The 17790-nt window shown below is 45.1% G+C and carries 12 protein-coding genes; 5 read left to right on the forward strand and 7 right to left on the reverse strand.

Annotated features, from left to right (window positions below; translation table 11 throughout):
• Positions 1 to 27 precede the first annotated feature (27 nt).
• Together LT679_RS16210 and LT679_RS16215 are read right to left on the reverse strand one after the other, a co-directional pair.
• Entirely contained in the window at positions 28 to 2706 is a 2679-nt protein-coding gene (locus tag LT679_RS16210) for a family 78 glycoside hydrolase catalytic domain (protein ID WP_232178715.1), read from the reverse strand.
• A 169-nt stretch (positions 2707 to 2875) separates the two neighbouring features.
• Positions 2876 to 3697 (reverse strand): AraC family transcriptional regulator, encoded by an 822-nt coding sequence (locus LT679_RS16215; protein WP_232178716.1) that lies wholly within the window; start codon positions 3695 to 3697, stop codon positions 2876 to 2878.
• Between the two features lie 169 nt (positions 3698 to 3866).
• Between LT679_RS16215 and LT679_RS16220 the strand changes: the two genes are divergently transcribed.
• Genes LT679_RS16220 through LT679_RS16230 form a run of 3 tightly spaced genes read left to right on the forward strand, consistent with a single transcriptional unit; the run spans position 3867 to position 8787 of the window.
• On the forward strand, positions 3867 to 6788 hold the full coding sequence (locus LT679_RS16220; protein WP_232178717.1) for a PVC-type heme-binding CxxCH protein: 2922 nt from the start codon (positions 3867 to 3869) through the stop codon (positions 6786 to 6788).
• Between the two features lie 18 nt (positions 6789 to 6806).
• The gene (locus LT679_RS16225) at positions 6807 to 7667 is read left to right on the forward strand and encodes a sugar phosphate isomerase/epimerase family protein (RefSeq protein WP_232178718.1); all 861 of its coding nucleotides are present in this window, start codon (positions 6807 to 6809) and stop codon (positions 7665 to 7667) included.
• Between the two features lies 1 nt (position 7668).
• Positions 7669 to 8787 carry a Gfo/Idh/MocA family protein gene (locus LT679_RS16230; RefSeq protein ID WP_232178719.1) on the forward strand — a complete coding sequence of 373 codons (1119 nt, stop codon included), beginning with the start codon at positions 7669 to 7671 and terminating at the stop codon, positions 8785 to 8787.
• 196 nt (positions 8788 to 8983) lie between these two features.
• On the opposite strand, the gene LT679_RS16235 is transcribed toward LT679_RS16230, so the two are convergent.
• The 5 genes from LT679_RS16235 to LT679_RS16255 all read right to left on the reverse strand — a co-directional run bounded on the left by LT679_RS16235 (position 8984) and on the right by LT679_RS16255 (position 15354).
• Positions 8984 to 9976: an SDR family oxidoreductase gene (locus LT679_RS16235; RefSeq protein WP_232178720.1), complete on the reverse strand. Its 993-nt coding sequence runs from the start codon at positions 9974 to 9976 to the stop codon at positions 8984 to 8986.
• Positions 9977 to 9986: 10 nt separating this feature from the next.
• Positions 9987 to 10982: a glycosyltransferase family 9 protein gene (locus LT679_RS16240; RefSeq protein ID WP_232178721.1), complete on the reverse strand. Its 996-nt coding sequence runs from the start codon at positions 10980 to 10982 to the stop codon at positions 9987 to 9989.
• Between the two features lie 3 nt (positions 10983 to 10985).
• On the reverse strand, positions 10986 to 11957 hold the full coding sequence (locus LT679_RS16245; protein ID WP_232178722.1) for a glycosyltransferase: 972 nt from the start codon (positions 11955 to 11957) through the stop codon (positions 10986 to 10988).
• On the reverse strand, positions 11954 to 13672 hold the full coding sequence (locus LT679_RS16250) for a carbamoyltransferase family protein (RefSeq protein WP_232178723.1): 1719 nt from the start codon (positions 13670 to 13672) through the stop codon (positions 11954 to 11956). Before LT679_RS16250 ends, LT679_RS16245 begins: the two co-directional genes overlap by 4 nt.
• Positions 13673 to 13857: 185 nt before the next feature.
• Positions 13858 to 15354: an MFS transporter gene (locus tag LT679_RS16255; protein WP_232178724.1), complete on the reverse strand. Its 1497-nt coding sequence runs from the start codon at positions 15352 to 15354 to the stop codon at positions 13858 to 13860.
• A 421-nt stretch (positions 15355 to 15775) separates the two neighbouring features.
• On the opposite strand from LT679_RS16255, the gene LT679_RS16260 reads away from it, so the two are divergent.
• Both LT679_RS16260 and LT679_RS16265 read left to right on the forward strand, forming a co-directional pair.
• Positions 15776 to 16939 (forward strand): zinc-dependent alcohol dehydrogenase, encoded by a 1164-nt coding sequence (locus LT679_RS16260; RefSeq protein WP_232178725.1) that lies wholly within the window; start codon positions 15776 to 15778, stop codon positions 16937 to 16939.
• A 34-nt stretch (positions 16940 to 16973) separates the two neighbouring features.
• Complete coding sequence (locus LT679_RS16265) at positions 16974 to 17768, forward strand: SDR family NAD(P)-dependent oxidoreductase (protein ID WP_232178726.1); 795 nt, start codon at positions 16974 to 16976, stop codon at positions 17766 to 17768.
• Positions 17769 to 17790 lie beyond the last annotated feature (22 nt).

Consider the following 17790-nt stretch of genomic DNA (forward strand, 5'->3'; position numbering starts at 1 on the left):
TTATACTTCTTTATATGTCAAAACGCATTAAAAAGCTGTTAAATTATAAGCACCGGACCCAAGAGCAACGATGTGCTGCCCATTTACAAGTTTTGTTTTAATGGTTTTTCCATACCTGTTTTTCAAAATCTTTTTATTGCCGGGAATTACAAAAGTAGCTGACGTATTTACAGGAATTTCTACAAGTATTTCTAAATTTCCGTTTTTACCTCTTCGCCATTCGCTTCTAATTCTTCCGTAAAAACTGTTGTGAGCGGATTTGCAGTAATTAAGTTCTCCTAAAGTTTTTGGTTCGATAATGAAATTTTGGAATCCATCAGGACCGGGATTTATGCCGCCCAATACAGTATAAAACCACCCTACTACACTACCAAACATCGGGTGGCATCTGGAGCCGGAACCATCCCAAGTTTCCCACAATGTGCTGTTCTTATCATCCGACAAATATCCAAATCCTACGCCGGTTTGCTGATTCATAATCCTATAAGCAATATCATCTCGATTGTATTGTGACAATACTTTTAACAGCAGCGGTGTAGCAAGTATACCTGTATCAAAATGATAACCGATTTTTTCCAGACGGCTCAACAGTGAACTTAAAACATCCTTCTGTAACGCAACTGGTACTAAATCAAAGGCTAGCGCAAAAACATCAGCGCCCTGCCTGCCTTGCCAGTAAGTTTTTTTAGCCGCGTTATAATAAGCTTTGTTAAAGTTTGCCTTGATTTGAATAGCCAGTCGTTCAAACTTAACCTTGTCCGCTTTATAGTTTAGCAATGCAGCCACTTTGGCCATAACGGTTGTAACATGGTAAAAGTATGTCGTATTCACTAACGGTTCTGGGAGTTCAACTTGCGTTGGTGTACACCAGTCGCCCAGGCACCAGCCGTTAGGCTCTTCCGTAACGATGAGCCCTTTATCATCCGTACGCGTATTTAAATATTCCACCCATTGTTTCATACCTGAATAATGCTGGCTCAAAACATGGCTATCACCATAATATTGATAGTATAACCATGGCATAATTACGTAAGCTGATCCCCACGCCGGGCCGCCACCACCACCGCCAAAAGGTGCGCTGTGGGTAACAAAGCCGGTTTTATGATTGCGGGCATCTTCCATATCATTAAACCATTTTTGATAAAACTGTGGCAGATGAAGTGATAGCATTGCACTTTCTACAGTTACCTGGCCATCGCCGGTATAACCGAGGCGTTCGCGGTGCGGGCAATCGCTGCTGATACTACCGTGCATATTTACCAGTTGGGTTTTTATGTAAGCAGTATTAATTTTATTAAATAACGGATTAGAGCATTCAAAAATACCATTTGGCTCCACTGCAGCGTGCACATCTTTCACCTCGATGCTTTGCGTGTTTAGGATCACATCTTTGCTCGTTATCTCGATAAACCGGAACGCGTGCCACGTAAATCGTGGTTCCCAGTTTTCGGTTATTCCCCCTTTTAATATGTACATGTCGCGTTGTCCATAGTCTTCTCCCTCTTCACTGATGTACCTTACTTTAACAATATCGCCTGCTTTACCCGTTACATTGATACTTGCCCAGCCAGAAACAGTTTCATCCAGATGATAACGGTAAACGGAATCATTAACCTTGCCCTCAAATGTAGGTGTTAATACGCGGGTTATTTTGTCAAACGGAGCTGTTTGCACATGTAAAGTACCTGAAGGCGGTGCAACCAGCTTAGCGGGTTTCCAGTCTGCATCATCATATCCAGGGTTACTCCATTTGCCTAATGACAGGCGGGCATCATACTGCTCACCGCTAAAAATACCGTCCTTTAACAACGGGCCGGTTGTTGTTTTCCAAGTATCATCAGAAACAACCGTTTGTGTAGTTCCGTCGGTATAAACAATCTCTAACTGAAAGATCAATTTTGGCAAACCATACCACATGTTTCCTTCTACCGTGCGGTCGCGCTGGTTATACCAGCCATTGCCCAGCAATATTCCGATGGTATTTTCTTGCTGATCAACATTTTCAGTTACATTAAAGCTATTATACAAAACCCGTTGCGCAGATTGATCATCATAAGGATAAAGCAAATTTGTCAGCGGCCGTTTATCGTAATTGGTTACGGCAGGAGCCAAAACCTGATCGCCAATTTTTTTACCGTTTATGTATAACTCATAAAAGCCCAAGCCACTTACATATACAGTAGCCTGTTTAACTGTTTTATTAACTTTAATATCTTTACGAAAATACGGTGCCGGGTAAGTTATGGGTGAGTCAGGCGTTGGGTCAGCCGTTGCACCTATCCATTTGGCTTGCCAGTCGCCGGGTTGTAGCAAACCCATTTGCCAGCAGGCAATTTCGCTCCACGCAGATGGACGTCCTTTTTCATCCCAAACCATCACCTTCCAATACACCTTTTGCCTTGAGTTTAAAACCTTGCCTTTATAAATTACCTGAGTAGAATTTGAAGATAACACCTTACCGCTATCCCAAAAACCACCTTTGTTTTGGACCAGTGAGCGAGAATCGTCAGACACGATTACACGGTAGGCGATTTGTGACTTACCCAATCCGGAAGAAATCATCTGCCAGCTTAAAACTGGTGTTGGCGACTCTATAGTCAAGGGGTTCACCAGCTGATCACACTTAAGAGCTTTCAACCTTAAAGGTTGCTTACCGGCAGGCTTTGTTGCGCCGTAGGGCTGCGCAATAATAACCTGTGACGACATCCATAGCAGGATAATTGTAAAGCACAGTCTTAAATAATATATCATAAAGGCATTGGGATAAAAGTTCAGGTAGTAAACCTTCAACTAATAAAAGTTAATAATTGGTTTTACAATATATCAGGCGTTATCAAATGATGCAACCCTGACTGTCCTCGGCGGAAACAAGTTTTTAGATATTCAGAAATTCCCTTTTGTAATCAGATGGCTTCTTCTGCATCTCATCTTTAAAGAGCTTATTAAAATTAGATAAGGTTTTAAAGCCGGAACGTTTGGCAACTTCAGAAATGGGCAGGCCTGTCTCAGTTAATAACTGGCATGCGTGTTTAACACGTAACTCGGTAACAAATTGTGAAAAACCCTTATTGCTTACCCTGGCAAAATAACGGCTGAAGGATGTTGGCGTCATACACAGCAGATCAGCCAACTCATTCTGGTTAATTTTTTTGCGGTAATTCCTCAGGATATATTCATAAACCTTCCCTATCCGGTCGGCCTCCGCTTTATGAATAGGCTCGTTATATGCTTCATGCGATATGGTTTTAAAATCCTTAGTTTTTGCCAGCGCCTCCAAAATCTGCAAAAGACTGATAAAAGCCGGCAACCCTTTCAGCTCAAGCAATTCATGCATTCGGCGGACCACCTCCTCTTTAACCGGCCCGTAAAAGAAAAGGCCTTTGGCCGAGCGTTCAAATAGTTTATTTAACTGCAACATTTCATCCTTGCCCATAAGGTGGTTGCCCAGCAAGCTTTCCTGCAGATAGATAACAATACCCCTCACTTTAAGTCTGCTGCTTTTATCAAAGTAGGCTTCATCGCTACGCCATAAATGTGGCAGGTTACTTCCGGTAAGTATTAATTCATTCGGAGCAAAGCTTTGGATGCTATCGCCTATAAACCGGGTGCCGGTACCTCCCAACGGTACAAATAACTGGTATTCGGAATGAGAGTGCCATACCGGATCGAAGTGCTTGTCGTCGAGATATTCGATCATAAAAATCTGCGACTCGGGTATTGATGACTTATGGACAGCTGGCTTCATGAGCAATTATTGACTTAAGGAAGAATCAAATTAGATAATTAAAGACAAAATTCAGTCAAAAATTGATAAAAAAGAAAAAGCGTTGATCGCCATATTTGCTTTACCAGTTTATAACAATCCAATGAGAAGATACTATCCACTCCTGGCCGTTGCCCTCGCAGCGTTACTTGGTCTTAGTGCTACCTTAAGTAAAACATCCCCGGCACGCCGACTTGAAATACTCATGCTGGGACATAAATCAGCACATCATCAATCTGAAAAGCTTACCGAAATCTTACAGCAGGCTTTTTTTAAAGACGGTATCAATATTAGCTATACAACGGATCCTGATGACTTGAATGAGCAAACGCTTTCGAAATACGATGGGCTGATGATCTATGCCAACTATGATACCATTTCAGCAGCGCAGGAAAAAGCTTTACTGGATTTCGTAAAAAGCGGTAAGGGCTTTATTCCCATCCACTGTGCTTCCTGGTGTTTCCGTAATTCTGCTGAATATGTAAAAATGGTAGGCGGCCAGTTCAGTACCCATAAAACCGATACTTTCAGCACGGTGATCGTAGATAAAAAGCATGAAATATTAAAGGGCTTTACACCATTTAATACTTTCGATGAAACCTACGTTCACAGCAAAATTAATAAAGACATTCATGTACTTACCGAGAGAGTGGAAGGCTCACATCATGAACCCTACACCTGGACAAACCAGTATGGCAAAGGGCGTGTATTTTACACGGCTTACGGCCATGACGAACAGACCTGGAAAAACCCCGGATTTTTAAAGCTACTGGAGAACGGACTTATATGGGCAGTAGGAAAAAATGCCGGTAAAGACCTTGCAAAGCTCACAAAGCCTAACCCAGAATATACTGCAGCCGATATCCCTAATTACGAGCACCGCAATCCGGCACCAAAGTTACAGGCGCCGTTAAGCGCTGCGGAATCGCAATTGTTAACACAAGTACCGGTAGACTTTAAATTAGAACTTTTTGCTTCTGAACCTGATATTGAAAAGCCAATAGCTATGGCTTGGGATGAACGAGGGCGCTTATGGGTAGTAGAAACTATTGACTACCCCAACACAGTACGCGAAAACAAAACGGAAGGCCGCGACAGGATAAAGATATGTGAAGATACCGATGGCGACGGCAAGGCCGACAAGTTCACTGTTTTTGCAGATAAGCTGAACATTCCAACCAGCATTACATTTGCCCGGGGCGGCGTAATTGTAGCGCAGGCTCCTGATTTTTTGTTTCTTAAAGATACGAATGGCGATGACAAAGCAGATGTACGTGAAAAACTGATAACCGGCTGGGGCACCTTTGATACGCATGCCGGGCCATCTAACCTAAAATATGGCTTTGATAACCATATATGGGGAACGGTAGGCTACGCTGGCTTTGAAGGAACAGTTGGTGGTAAGCAATTTGATTTTAACCAGTCGGTATACCGGTTTACGTCTGACGGTAAAAAAATGGAGCACCTGGGCACTGCAAGTAATAACACCTGGGGCCTTGGCTTTTCTGAAAACAACGACGTATTTGTTTCTACCGCGAACAATTCCCATAGCGATTACCTGGGCATACCACTACCCTATCTAAACCGAGTAAGTGCGCCGCCGATGGAATCTGTGCGCAAGATAGACGGACACTATAATATGCACGTGGTAACCAAAAATCTGCGACAGGTAGATGTATACAACGGCTTTACCGCGGCCGCCGGGCACAGTTTATACACCGCGCGCAACTTCCCCCAAAAATACTGGAACCGTGTAGCGTTTGTAAACGAACCTACCGGGCGTGTAATCCACCAAGCCATACTACAGCCCGATGGATCCGGTTTTAAAGAAGAAGATGGCTGGAATTTGCTGGCCAGCGCTGATGAATGGATGGGGCCGGTACAAAGTGACGTGGGGCCGGATGGCGCCGTTTGGGTGAGCGATTGGTATAACTTTATCATCCAGCACAACCCTACCCCTAAAGGTTTCGAGAATGGTAAAGGCAATGCTTACATAAATCCACTTCGCGACCATACGCGTGGGCGGATATATCGTATTGTATATAAACAAGCAAAGCCATCAGCAATAAATAAGCTTGATAGAAACAATCCTGAACAGTTGCTAAAAGCCCTGCAAAGCGATAACCTGTTTTGGCGGATGACCGCGCAGCGCCTGATTGTTGAAGGAAGTTATAAACAATTAGCGCCGCAATTACTCAAGCTTATTCAAAATATAGATGTAGATCAGGTTGGACTGAACACTCCCGCTATACATGCGCTTTGGACCTTGCACGGCCTTGGCCTGCTGGACGGTTCTGATAAAGAAGCTATAGCTGTAGCGGAGGCCGCACTGCGCCACCCTTCTGCGGGTGTACGTAAAGCCGCTATACAAGTATTACCGGCAAGGGATTTAACATCAGAGTTGTTGCAGGACAAAAATTTGAATACCCGTTTGGCAGGCATTCTCAAGATTGCCGACATGCCGGTTTCGGCAGAAATGGGAAACGCTTTACTGACTGCGCAGAAATTACCCGAGAATGCTAACGATTACTGGATTAGCCGGGCGCTGAAAATAGCTATTGCTACTCATGTAAAGGGTGTCTTAACAGCAATAAAAGCGGAAAATGAGGCTAACGAAACACGTCGTGACCTGGAGAACAAGCCTGCCGATAAAACAATTAAGATCGAAGTGGTGAAAAACGCCATGAAATACGACATTAAACAATTTGAAGCAAAAGCAGGCACCATCCTGGAAATCGAGTTTAAGAACCCTGACTTTATGCAACATAACCTCCTGATTCTGCAGAAAGGAACGATGGAAAAGGTTGGCGCCGCTGCCGATAAACTCGCGCAGGATGCAAATGGCATAACGCAAAATTATGTACCAAAAATGACCGAGGTACTGTTCGCTACTAAACTTATTGATCCGCAGGGCAGCGTGAAACTGAAGTTTCGCGTGCCTAATGAAGCCGGAGACTATCCGTTTATCTGTTCTTTCCCGGGGCACTGGCGGATTATGAACGGGGTAATGAAAGTAACAAAGTAACTTACTGATAACATATAAATGCCATTACCTGTAAAATTCGGTGTAAGCACCTGGTTGTTTACCTCTCCGTTTCAAACTTCATCTGTTGCGGAATTGTTCCCTAAAATAGCCGCAATGGGATTCGACAAGATAGAGATTGCTGTTGAAGATCCATTGCTGATTGACGGACCGATTGTAAAAGCGGCTTTAGCCGAACATCACCTTGAGGCCATAGTTTGTGGCGCATTTGGGCCGGGCCGCGACTTAACGCATGATGATCCTGCAGTACATGAAGACTGCTTTGAGTACATTGAACAATGCCTGGATCTATGCGCGCTTTGGGATACCAAATTCTTTGCCGGGCCGATGTATTCAACCGTGGGCAAAGCCCGCATGTTACCGCCCGAACAACGGAAGCGGGAATGGGAGCTCGCCGTAACAAACTTGCGAAGGGTATGTATTATGGCGGCTAATCGTGGTTTGGATGTCGCCATTGAGCCCCTTAACCGTTTTGAGTCGGACCTGGTCAATACCGCTGCGGATGCTGTCAGGATGGTGAACGATATTGACCATCCGGCCGCAAAAATATTGCTCGACGGGTTCCATATGAATATCGAGGAAGCCAGTATAGAAAATGCCATTAAAACGGCAGGCGAAAAATTAATACACCTGCAGGTGGCCGAAAATTATCGTGGCACACCAGGTACCGGGCAGGTAAACTGGGATGCTTACCGTAGGGGGCTCGACGCTATAAAATATCAGGGAACAATATCTATAGAAAGCTTTACCCCCGATAATAAGGAACTGGCACAAGCAGTTTGTATATGGCATCCGCTGGCCGAAAGCCAGGATAAATTCGCAAAAGAAGGACTTGCATTTTTAAAACAATGGGCACAATAAAATGAAAAACAAGCAAATAAATGTAGCAATCGTCGGACTAGGATTCGGCGCCGAATTTATACCGATCTACCAACGTCATCCGGACGCTAATATGTACGCCATTTGCCAGCGCGATCATACCAAGCTGCACCAGGTGGGCGATGCTTTTGGAATTGAAAAGCGTTATACGGATTATAAAGAATTATTGCGTGACCCGGAGATTGATGCTGTGCATATCAATACCCCTATACAAAATCACGCTGATCAATCAATTAAGGCGTTACGTGCGGGTAAGCATGTGGCTTGTACTGTGCCAATGGCAACCACAGTAGAAGAATGCAGGCAGATTGTTGAGGCTGTTAACGAAACCGGCCTCACCTATATGATGATGGAGACCGTCATCTATAGCCGGGAATTTTTGTTTGTAAAGGAGTTATATGAAAATGGCGAGCTGGGTAAACTGCAGTTTTTGCGCGCCTCACACCAGCAAGAAATGGCTGGCTGGCCGGGTTATTGGGAAGGTTTACCGCCAATGCACTATGCCACTCATTGTGTAGGGCCGGTTCTGGCAATTGCAAAAGCGTATGCTGAATATGTATCCTGCTTCGGTTCCGGCCGTATTGACGAAAATTTGATCAGCAAGTACGGCTCTCCTTTCGCTATCGAGAGTTGTCATATCAAATTTAAAAACTCTGATCTATCTGCCGAGGTTACCCGTTCGCTTTTCAATACGGCAAGGCAGTACCGCGAAAGTTTTGACGTTTACGGTTCCAAGAAAAGCTTTGAGTGGACATTGATAGAGCATGAGCCTTCGGTAATTCATACTGGGGAAGTACCCAAGAAGGTTACAATTCCGGATTATGCCCACTTGCTTCCGCAAGAAATACAAGGCTTTACCACCGGTGGCGTTTATGATGCCGACGATAACCAGCACCTGTCGTTTTTACAAGGCTCGGGGCATGGTGGCTCGCACCCGCATCTGGTACATGAGTTTATATCAGCGTTGATCGATAAACGTCAGCCTTTCCCCAATGCGCGCCAGTCGGCTAACATTACATGCGTCGGCATACTTGCACATGAATCGGCCATGACTGGCGGTGAAAAGATAAATTTGCCTGAATTTACTTTAAGCAATATATAAAATACCGAACTTTTAAAAAAGCATCACGCAATAAATCACACAAACGCCCTCAATTGTTTCCTTAGGGCGTTTGTATTAAAACCACCTGAAATGTACACTAAAATAACTGCGCTAATCTAACGCATGCGAGCACTAAGGCCGGAAATAATAGCGCTGTGAATACTGGGCTAATTACTCGATCTGCTGGTTGTTTAGATTATGGTTGCCCGGCTCCGCCCGATAAGCCATAAATAGCGCCTGTAGTAAAACTTCCGTCATCAGCGGCCAGTTGCACATAAATGGATGCCAGTTCTGCAGGTTGGCCGGGGCGACCGAACACGGTTTGGCTACCAAAATTTTTGAGCTTTTCCTGGCTGGCGCCGCCGCTTACCTGTAGTGGTGTCCATATGGGCCCAGGAGCAACACCATTAACACGTATACCTTTAGGCCCCAGCTGTTTGGCAAGCGATTTTATATAATTCATTGTAGCTGCCTTGGTTTGCGCATAATCATACAGATCAGGCGTCGGGTCATAAGCCTGCTCAGACGTGGTTCCAATGATCACCGAACCTGGTTTTAGGTAGTTTAGCGCGGCTTTTATAGTCCAGAACGGCGCATAGATATTAGTTTTCATCGTCCAGTCGAATTGCTCAGTCGTAATATCAAGTATAGAGTCGTGAGCCTGCTGACGGCCGGCATTGTTAACCAATATATCCAACCCGCCCAGTTGTTTCGCAGCCTCTTCAACCATCCGTTTGCAAAATGCTTCATCCCTAAGATCTCCGGGAATAGCCACCGCTTTACGACCCGCTGCCCTTATCAACGCAACCACTTCTTTAGCATCAGGCTCTTCAGTAGGAAAATAATTGATGGCCACATCGGCGCCCTCACGTGCATAGGCGATTGCCGCAGCACGCCCCATTCCGGAGTCACCACCGGTAATCAGCGCTTTTCGGCCTTGCAGGCGGCCGCTGCCCTTATAGGATTTTTCGCCATGATCAGGCTTCGGATCCATTTGGCTTACCAGACCCGGCCATGGTTGCGACTGCGGCTTAAAAGGTGGTTTGGGGTATTTCGTCACCGGATCTTCCAAGTTAACAGCCGCCGCCGTGGCCGTTGTAGACAATGCCGGCGCAATTGCTACAGCCGACAAACCCGCTCCCAAGCCGCTTATCAAGTTGCGGCGTGTCATTTTTTCGTCAGTATTCATAGGCAAATATTTAGTAACTCGTATGTTCAACCAGTTCAATCGTTTCGCGAACTACCGAATGAAAATCGGGCGCTTCAAGCCAGTTGATGGTACGGTGCCGCCGACCATCCAGTGGACCCCATCGTTCCGGTTCGCCATCCATACTGATCACGATACTGGGCGTTTTAAAAGCTGACGCGATGTGCGATACGCCGGTACAATTAGAGATAAGCATCGCGGAATCCTTAATTAAAACCGCCACAGCGCCCATGCTGGTTTTACCCGCTAAGTCAATAGCTTCGGTACGCATATGCTCTTTAACCTGGTCAATTATTTCCTGCTCCTCGGCTGTACCAGTGATCACTACTTTATAACCCTGCTCAGCACAATAGTCAGCCAGGGCGGCAAAGTATTGTACAGGCCACTGCCGCCAAGAGCCACGCGAACCGGGATGCACGCAAATGTATTTTTGTGGTTCGATATTCAGGTTTAACTGAGCAAAAGCACTTTCATCATCGGCCGTTAACGGAAATTCAAGCGAGGTACCTTGCGATGGGATTCCTAAAAACTCCATTAGCTTGACATGGCGTTCAATCTCGTGGCCTTCGCCCGGGTAGGTCATAAATAAACCATTGTCCGGCGCGTAATGCCCGTCGATTGTATAACCGGCAGTGTATTTTGCTCCAAACAACTCTACCATCGGGTTAACAACCGAGCCGTTACCTTGCAATTGAATGACCAAATCAAACTCCCGGCTTTGTACCTCAGTTAAAAAACGGGTGAAATCGGCCGGTTCAAACTTTTGTTCAGGTAAACCCGGATAGCCCGGAAAATGTATAAAATCATCAAAATATTTGTTGAACCGTTGGGTGAATGATTTACCCCAGGGCAAACCTACTAAAGTGATGCTGGCCTGCGGATAAGCCTCGCGCAAAGCCCTGAACGAGGGCACGGCACATAACATGTCACCCAGTTGAAGTGCCCTGAATATGGCGATACTTTTTATTTCGGTTGCTGGTAACTTCATGGCTTAAATAAATAGTACACGGTATTTAACGGCGCCATACCATTGCCAGTATATGGATGCAAACGGAATTACAACGGAGGTAATCACCATTTCGGCAATATGGGCAGGTGCCAAACTGGTAGTTTGTAATCGCTTGCAAATAAAATACAGCGTTAGCCCCAGCCATATAGCCGCGCCTGCCAGCACCATTGGCGTATTGGTTAGCAAAGCCCCCACCAGCATCATCACAGCAGCGGTTATGATGCCATAATACAACACCGGTGGTGCTGATTGTATTTTTTGGCGATACAGCCTCGGGTATTTTTTGTAAAGCAAGGCATTAAACATTGTCTTTTTTTGCTCGCGGATGCTTACCCCCCAGGTTGCGTGTCGTACCGGGTGGGTTACTATAGCCGTATCTACACGCGTTACCGGTATGTTGTTGGCAATGAGTTTAAATTCCAAATCGCTATCCTCACGCCAGGCCATGCTGAAATTCTCATCAAAGCCACCTGTTTTAACCAGTGCGGCTTTGGTGCAGGCGCAATTAGCGGTTATAAAATCGGCAAACTGCAAGCCTGCAGTATTTTTTTCAAAATCCGTAGGGCGCTTATTCACCGGGACGATCACCTTACCGGTAATGGCAGCATATTCTTGATCTTTCAGATGCTTATAAACCTGCTCAAGCCAATGTATATCGGGCACACAATCATCATCCGTAAAAGCAATGATTGCTCCTTTAGCATTCAACCAACCGTAGTTGCGCGCGACCGCCGGACCTTTCTTTGAAGGAAGCTGTAGGTATCGCAAGGCTGGGTACTCGTAACCTGCAAATCCGTTAAATATGCGTTGCGTATCATCATCAGGGCCATCGCTTACCACAATAATCTCATACCTGTCTTTTTCAAAGCGTTGTTGTAATAACGCTTTAAGGCAGCGTACCAATAATTGGGTGCGCTTGTAAGTGGGGACAACTACAGATATGGCTATGCTCATTTCTCAATAACAAATGATCCGATAATCAATGCGTCAAAAGGCGATGTCCAGAAACATTCAATAGCGTCTCGCGGGGTACAAACGATAGGTTTGCCGAGTGTATTGAACGAGGTATTTACCAATACCGGTACACCGGTTTTTCGCTCAAAAGCCTTTAGTAAATCGTAATAGTTTTTATGCTGCTTTTCATTGATAGTTTGTATACGTGCCGTGCCATCAGTATGCCTTACAGCCGGTATTTTATCGGCTTTATGGGGCTTAACGTCGTAGATAAATAACATAAATGGCGAGTAACGTGCATTTTCAAACCATTCGGCTGCCTTTTCTTCCAGCACAACCGGGGCTACCGGCCTGAAATCTTCACGGTCTTTCACCTCGTTAAGCCTTGCCTGCATTTGCGGGTTGATAGGCGATGCCAAAATAGAACGGCTCCCCAAAGCACGCGGACCAAATTCCATACGCCCCTGGTACCAGCCAATTATTTTGTCCTGCGCTAATATATCGGCAGTTTCTTCAGCAATATTATTCAGTTTGCGGTACGGCACCTTCCATAGTTTCATCGATTTTTCAATCTCTTCATCAGTATATTCAGGGCCCCAATAGCAGTGTGTCATTTCAAAGCTACGCGCGTTGGTATTGCGCTGTTGCGCATCTACATAGAGGGCTGCGCCTAATGCGGTACCATCGTCGCCCGAGGCGGGCTGTACCCAAACATTTTTAAATGCTCCCCTGTCACGAATGCGGGCATTAGCCACGCAGTTAAGCGCCACGCCACCTGCCAGGCAAAGGTTTTCTTCCTGAGTTTCCTTTTGCAGCCAGCCGGTAAGTTCGAGCATGCTCTCCTCAATAACCAGTTGCAGCGAGTGCGCGATATTGAAATGGAACGAGGTAAACTCCTCATGCCGTAAACGTTTAGGGCCAAAGCGTTCTTCCAGGTTTTGGTTGTTGATGGTGTACTGCCCATTCTCTCCTATCTGCACAATTTCCCTGAAATCTTTCACAAATTCCGGTTTACCGTATGATGCAAGGGCCATTACCTTATACTCGTCAGACGAGTGCAGGAAACCCAAATGCGTAGTTACATCCTCATACAATAAACCTAATGAGTGTGGCATATTTACCTGACCGATTCGGTTAAGCTGCTGCCCGGCGCCAACGTTGTAAGTTGTGGTAGCCAGCTCGCCACGGCCATCAACCGTCATTACAGCGGCATTGGCGTATGGTGAGCAGTTAAATGCGCTTGCAGCATGCGATATATGGTGCTCAATGAAATGCCATTTATCGCGCTGAATGTTGCAACCGATAAAGCGCTTTTGCAAATGATGCGGATAACCGTCGCGCAACTGGCCCGGCGCATTGATGATAGACGACAGGAATAATGGATCCCAAACATTACGAAAATCATCCCCTAATGCTGAGGCGCCCTCTTCAAAAGGTATTTCGATAGTTGACTTACCACGGTATTTTTCGCCGATCAGCAAATAAGGATCAAACGAATAAGCAATATGGTCGACATCATTTATGTGGATGCCTGCTATTTTAAGGCAATAATCTATCGCATGAAAAGGCAGCTCCCAGGTTGAGAACGGAACCGGCCTTTTGCCATGCTTAAAGTGTGTAAAGCGCTCCTCTTCGGTAGCGGCCAATAAAATTCCGTCTTTTATGATACACGCGGCCGAATCGTGAAACACGGCATTGATGCCTAATACATACATTGCGATAAAGTATAATTGATGTTTAACATTTTGTTAGATGTTATACTATTACAATAAACCGCACGCCTTGTTTATATTTTAATTTAAAATTTTTAATTATTATTAATTTTTTATAAAATACATTAAAAGCAAAAGCCAGCATTATACAATGCGGGCTAAGCTATCAACACTAAACTAATTATATTTTAAGCTGCGGTAAGCCTTCGGCGCTCACTTAACAATTTGCTTACCTTTCTTTTCACCATCGCCGATGGATTATATATCCTGTCTGCCATTCTGCGACCAAGGTTTGCGCGCAACCTGTTACGGAAACCGATACGCATGTGTACTGTCATTCGTCTGCCCGCTATCTCACCCTGCTCCTTAACACGGCTCAGCATTTTTAAAGATGCCAGGGCCAGCAAGCCGCCCATTACAAAAAAGTAGCTCCAACCCTGCAGGTGCAACAGTTGTATTTGGTTTATACCGGCGGCACTTTTTAGGTCTATCATCCACACCAATTCGTGCGTGGCAAAAAAGTCGGCAAGCAAACCGGCAATCATTGGCGCAATGGTAGATGAAAATGCTACCAGCATATTCTTTGTAGAGATGTAAGCGATTGCTTCGTTATTAGGCGCGAGTTTTATACCGATGTTTGACAGCGCGAGATTGATACCCGCTGTGGCAACGCCACTTAAAATATGTATAACAGCCAGCATAACCAGTAACATGTTACCGCCTGCGGCCATGCCGGTAAATGCATAAGCCATAATACAAGCCACATACAGCGGCCCGCAAATTGCGATAATATTCTTATTACTAAAGCGATCGGAATACTTACCCCAAAGCTTAATAGAAAAAATACTGCTTAACTGCCCGGCAATACCTAAAGCAATGATATAGGCAACCGGCAGGCCAAGCGTTTTCATCATGTAAACTGCAAAGAAAGGTGTAGCCAGGTTAAGCGCAAATGCCCACAATGAGTTAAAAACAAGCAAATTCCTGAAGTTTTTATTTTTTAAAGGTTTCCCGAAAAGCGTGAACAGCTTATCGTTAATCACCTCACCCTTAGGCTCGGGAGTACGCAGTAATAAACCTACGCTGACCATACCCAATATACCCCCCAGCATAAACAGCAGGTTGTACGCCATAATTTCCTGATCGGGGTAATGGCTTTTAACATAATCAATACCGATAGCAGTAGCCAAGCTCAGCGTAACGTTCAGCGTTTGCGCCATACGGCTACGATGCGAGAAAAAGGCACCTAAACGCTCACCCGGGATCAAATCCTTCATCCAGGAATTCCATGCGGCGCCGCCTATATCGCCAAATATATGCTGAAAGAAGAGCAGCAATATGAGCACCTGCACGGTAGTACCCCCGCTAAAAATAAACGGAATAACGCCAATAGCCAATATAGGTAAACGCGCTAAAAAGTTAAAAAGGGCGGTTACCACCTTGCGGTTGTTAAAACGCTGTACCATCCAAATGGCTACGAGTTGAAACATAGTGGTAAACGTAGGCAATGCAGCCAATACGCCCAACTGGAAGTTAGTAGCGCCCATGTGCAAAGCCATGGCTGTTAAAAATGTGCCACTGGTAAAAACTACCATGGCTTCGGCCGAAAGGCCGTCGGCAATAACAAGGTTTAAACCTTGCTTTAACTGCCCGGGCGAAATGTTTTTTGACGGACGTAAATTCATTGTCATGCATCCAAATGGATGCCCGCTTGTTTAATCAATAGTTTAAATAGGGAACAAACTAATAAGCTTGCATCAGCATAACTGCAAACAGCTTGCCGCAGTATATTTTTAAGACAAATTTTCTTACTCCAACTTAAAATAGAACTTAATCAAAGGTTAATTAAGACTGCCGGATTCAAACGCTAAACGATAGTGCATTTATTTCCCCGTTTTGAGGAAGCCTATGTGGAAATTGCTTCTACAATTGTTTAAACGCGAGATTTAGAATAATAAAAAGCGCATACCCGCTCATAGATCAAAATACGAGCTTTTGAAGCTACTTAAATTTTAATAATATAAAATTTCATACTAATTAAATAATTTAAAACATAATACACAGAAGCGCTGTTCAGTAAAAGAAGTTACCTATAACTAAATACCTATGAAAGCAGCAGTGTTCCACAAACCGGGCGACATCAGCGTTGATACCGTTGATGACCCGCGCATATTACATCCTGGAGATGTCATTCTTAAAGTTACCTCAACAGCCATTTGTGGATCAGACCTGCACATACTAAGCGGTGGCGTACCGCAAACCACAGATTTAATAATGGGCCATGAGTTTATGGGCATTGTTGAGGAAGTAGGTTCGGGCGTAACCAAATTAAAGAGAGGTGACCGCGTGGTTGTACCTTTCCCTATCGCCTGCGGCAGTTGCTTCTTTTGCACACACGGCGCATCGCCACATTGCGAAAATTCAAACTATGAGCACTATGGCCCTGAAGGGGATTTGACCGATAAAAAAGGCGGCGCCTTGTATGGCTATACCGATCTGTATGGAGGTTATTCAGGCGGGCAAGCCGAATACGTACGCGTGCCTTATGCTGATATAAGTCCGCGTGTGGTTCCGGATAATCTGACTGATGAGCAGGCGCTCTTCTTAACAGATATATTCCCTACCGGATGGTCGGCTATTGACTGGGCGCAGCTCAAAGGCGGCGAAGTAGTTGCCATTTTTGGTTCGGGTCCGGTAGGCTTAATGGCACAAAAAGCCGCATGGTTAAACGGCGCAAGCCGGGTAATAGCTATTGACGTAGTTGATTACCGCCTCGAAAAAGCCAAAGCGGTAAACAATGTAGAAACGTTGAACCCTAAGAATGTTGACGTAGTGGAGGCCATCCGCCAAAAAACCGGCGGCCGCGGTGCCGATGTTTGCGTTGACGCTGTTGGCTTTGAGCCCGACCGCAGCTTTATGGACAGGGTAAAATCAGCCGTGAATTTTGAAGTGGGTAGCATGAAAGTGCTTGATATGTGCTTTGAGGCTGTGCGCCGTGCCGGTACGGTAAGCATTGTTGGTGTTTATGGTTCGCCTTATGATAATTTCCCGCTTTTCCGCATGTTCGATAAGGGGATTACCGTAAAGCAAGGTCAGGCACCTGTTTTAAATTATATCGATCACCTGATAGAACTGGTGCGCGATGGCAAAGTGGTGCTTGACGACATTATCAGCCACACCCTTCCGTTGACCGAGGCAGCAAAAGGCTACGAAATCTTCCAGAAAAAGCAGGACGACTGTACCAAAGTGGTGCTTAAACCCGGCCTGTAATCAAGTATCAATAAACCAATTAAATAGAAAAAACATGTCGAACAAAGGAAAATATGCATTAATAACCGGTGCCTCTGCAGGTATTGGTTATGAACTGGCCAAGCTTTTTGCCGCAGATGAATTTAACCTGGTTATCGTATCGCGCGACCAGCAACAACTGGCCAACGTAGCCGCCGAACTAAGACAGCACAACATTGAAGTGATTACCATCGCCAAAGATTTGTTTGAACGCCAGGCCGCTTTTGATCTATATGACGAAGTAAAAGCTAAGGGCATTAACATAGATATTCTGGTTAATGATGCCGGACAAGGCGCTTACGGCTTATTCAAGGATAATGATATACAGCGCGAATTGGGCATTATTGACCTTAACATTGCTTCGCTGGTTATTATAACCAAGCTATTTTTGCAGGATATGGTTGCGCGTAACGAAGGTCGTATATTGCAATTAGCCTCAATAGCAAGCCAAACACCAGGCCCATGGCAGGCGGTTTATCATGGCACTAAAGCTTTTGTGCTATCATTCAGCGAAGCCATGAGGGAGGAGTTAAAAGACACCAACATTACGGTTACCGCTTTACAGCCGGGAGCAACCGATACCGACTTTTTTAATAAAGCCGAAATGCTGGATAGCCGGATTGTGCAAGATAAAAGCTCACTATCCAATCCTGCTGATGTAGCTAAAGACGGTTACGAAGCGCTGATGGCCGGTAAAGATAAAGTTGTATCGGGCTTCAAAAATAAAGCGATGATGGCCATGAGCAACGTAACACCTGACACCACGCTGGCGCATATGATGAATGAGCAGCAAAAGCCTGCCGATAAATAAAAAATTTTCTAATAACACACCA

This window comes from Mucilaginibacter roseus (genome assembly GCF_021215455.1).
GTDB classification, from domain to species: domain Bacteria; phylum Bacteroidota; class Bacteroidia; order Sphingobacteriales; family Sphingobacteriaceae; genus Mucilaginibacter; species Mucilaginibacter roseus.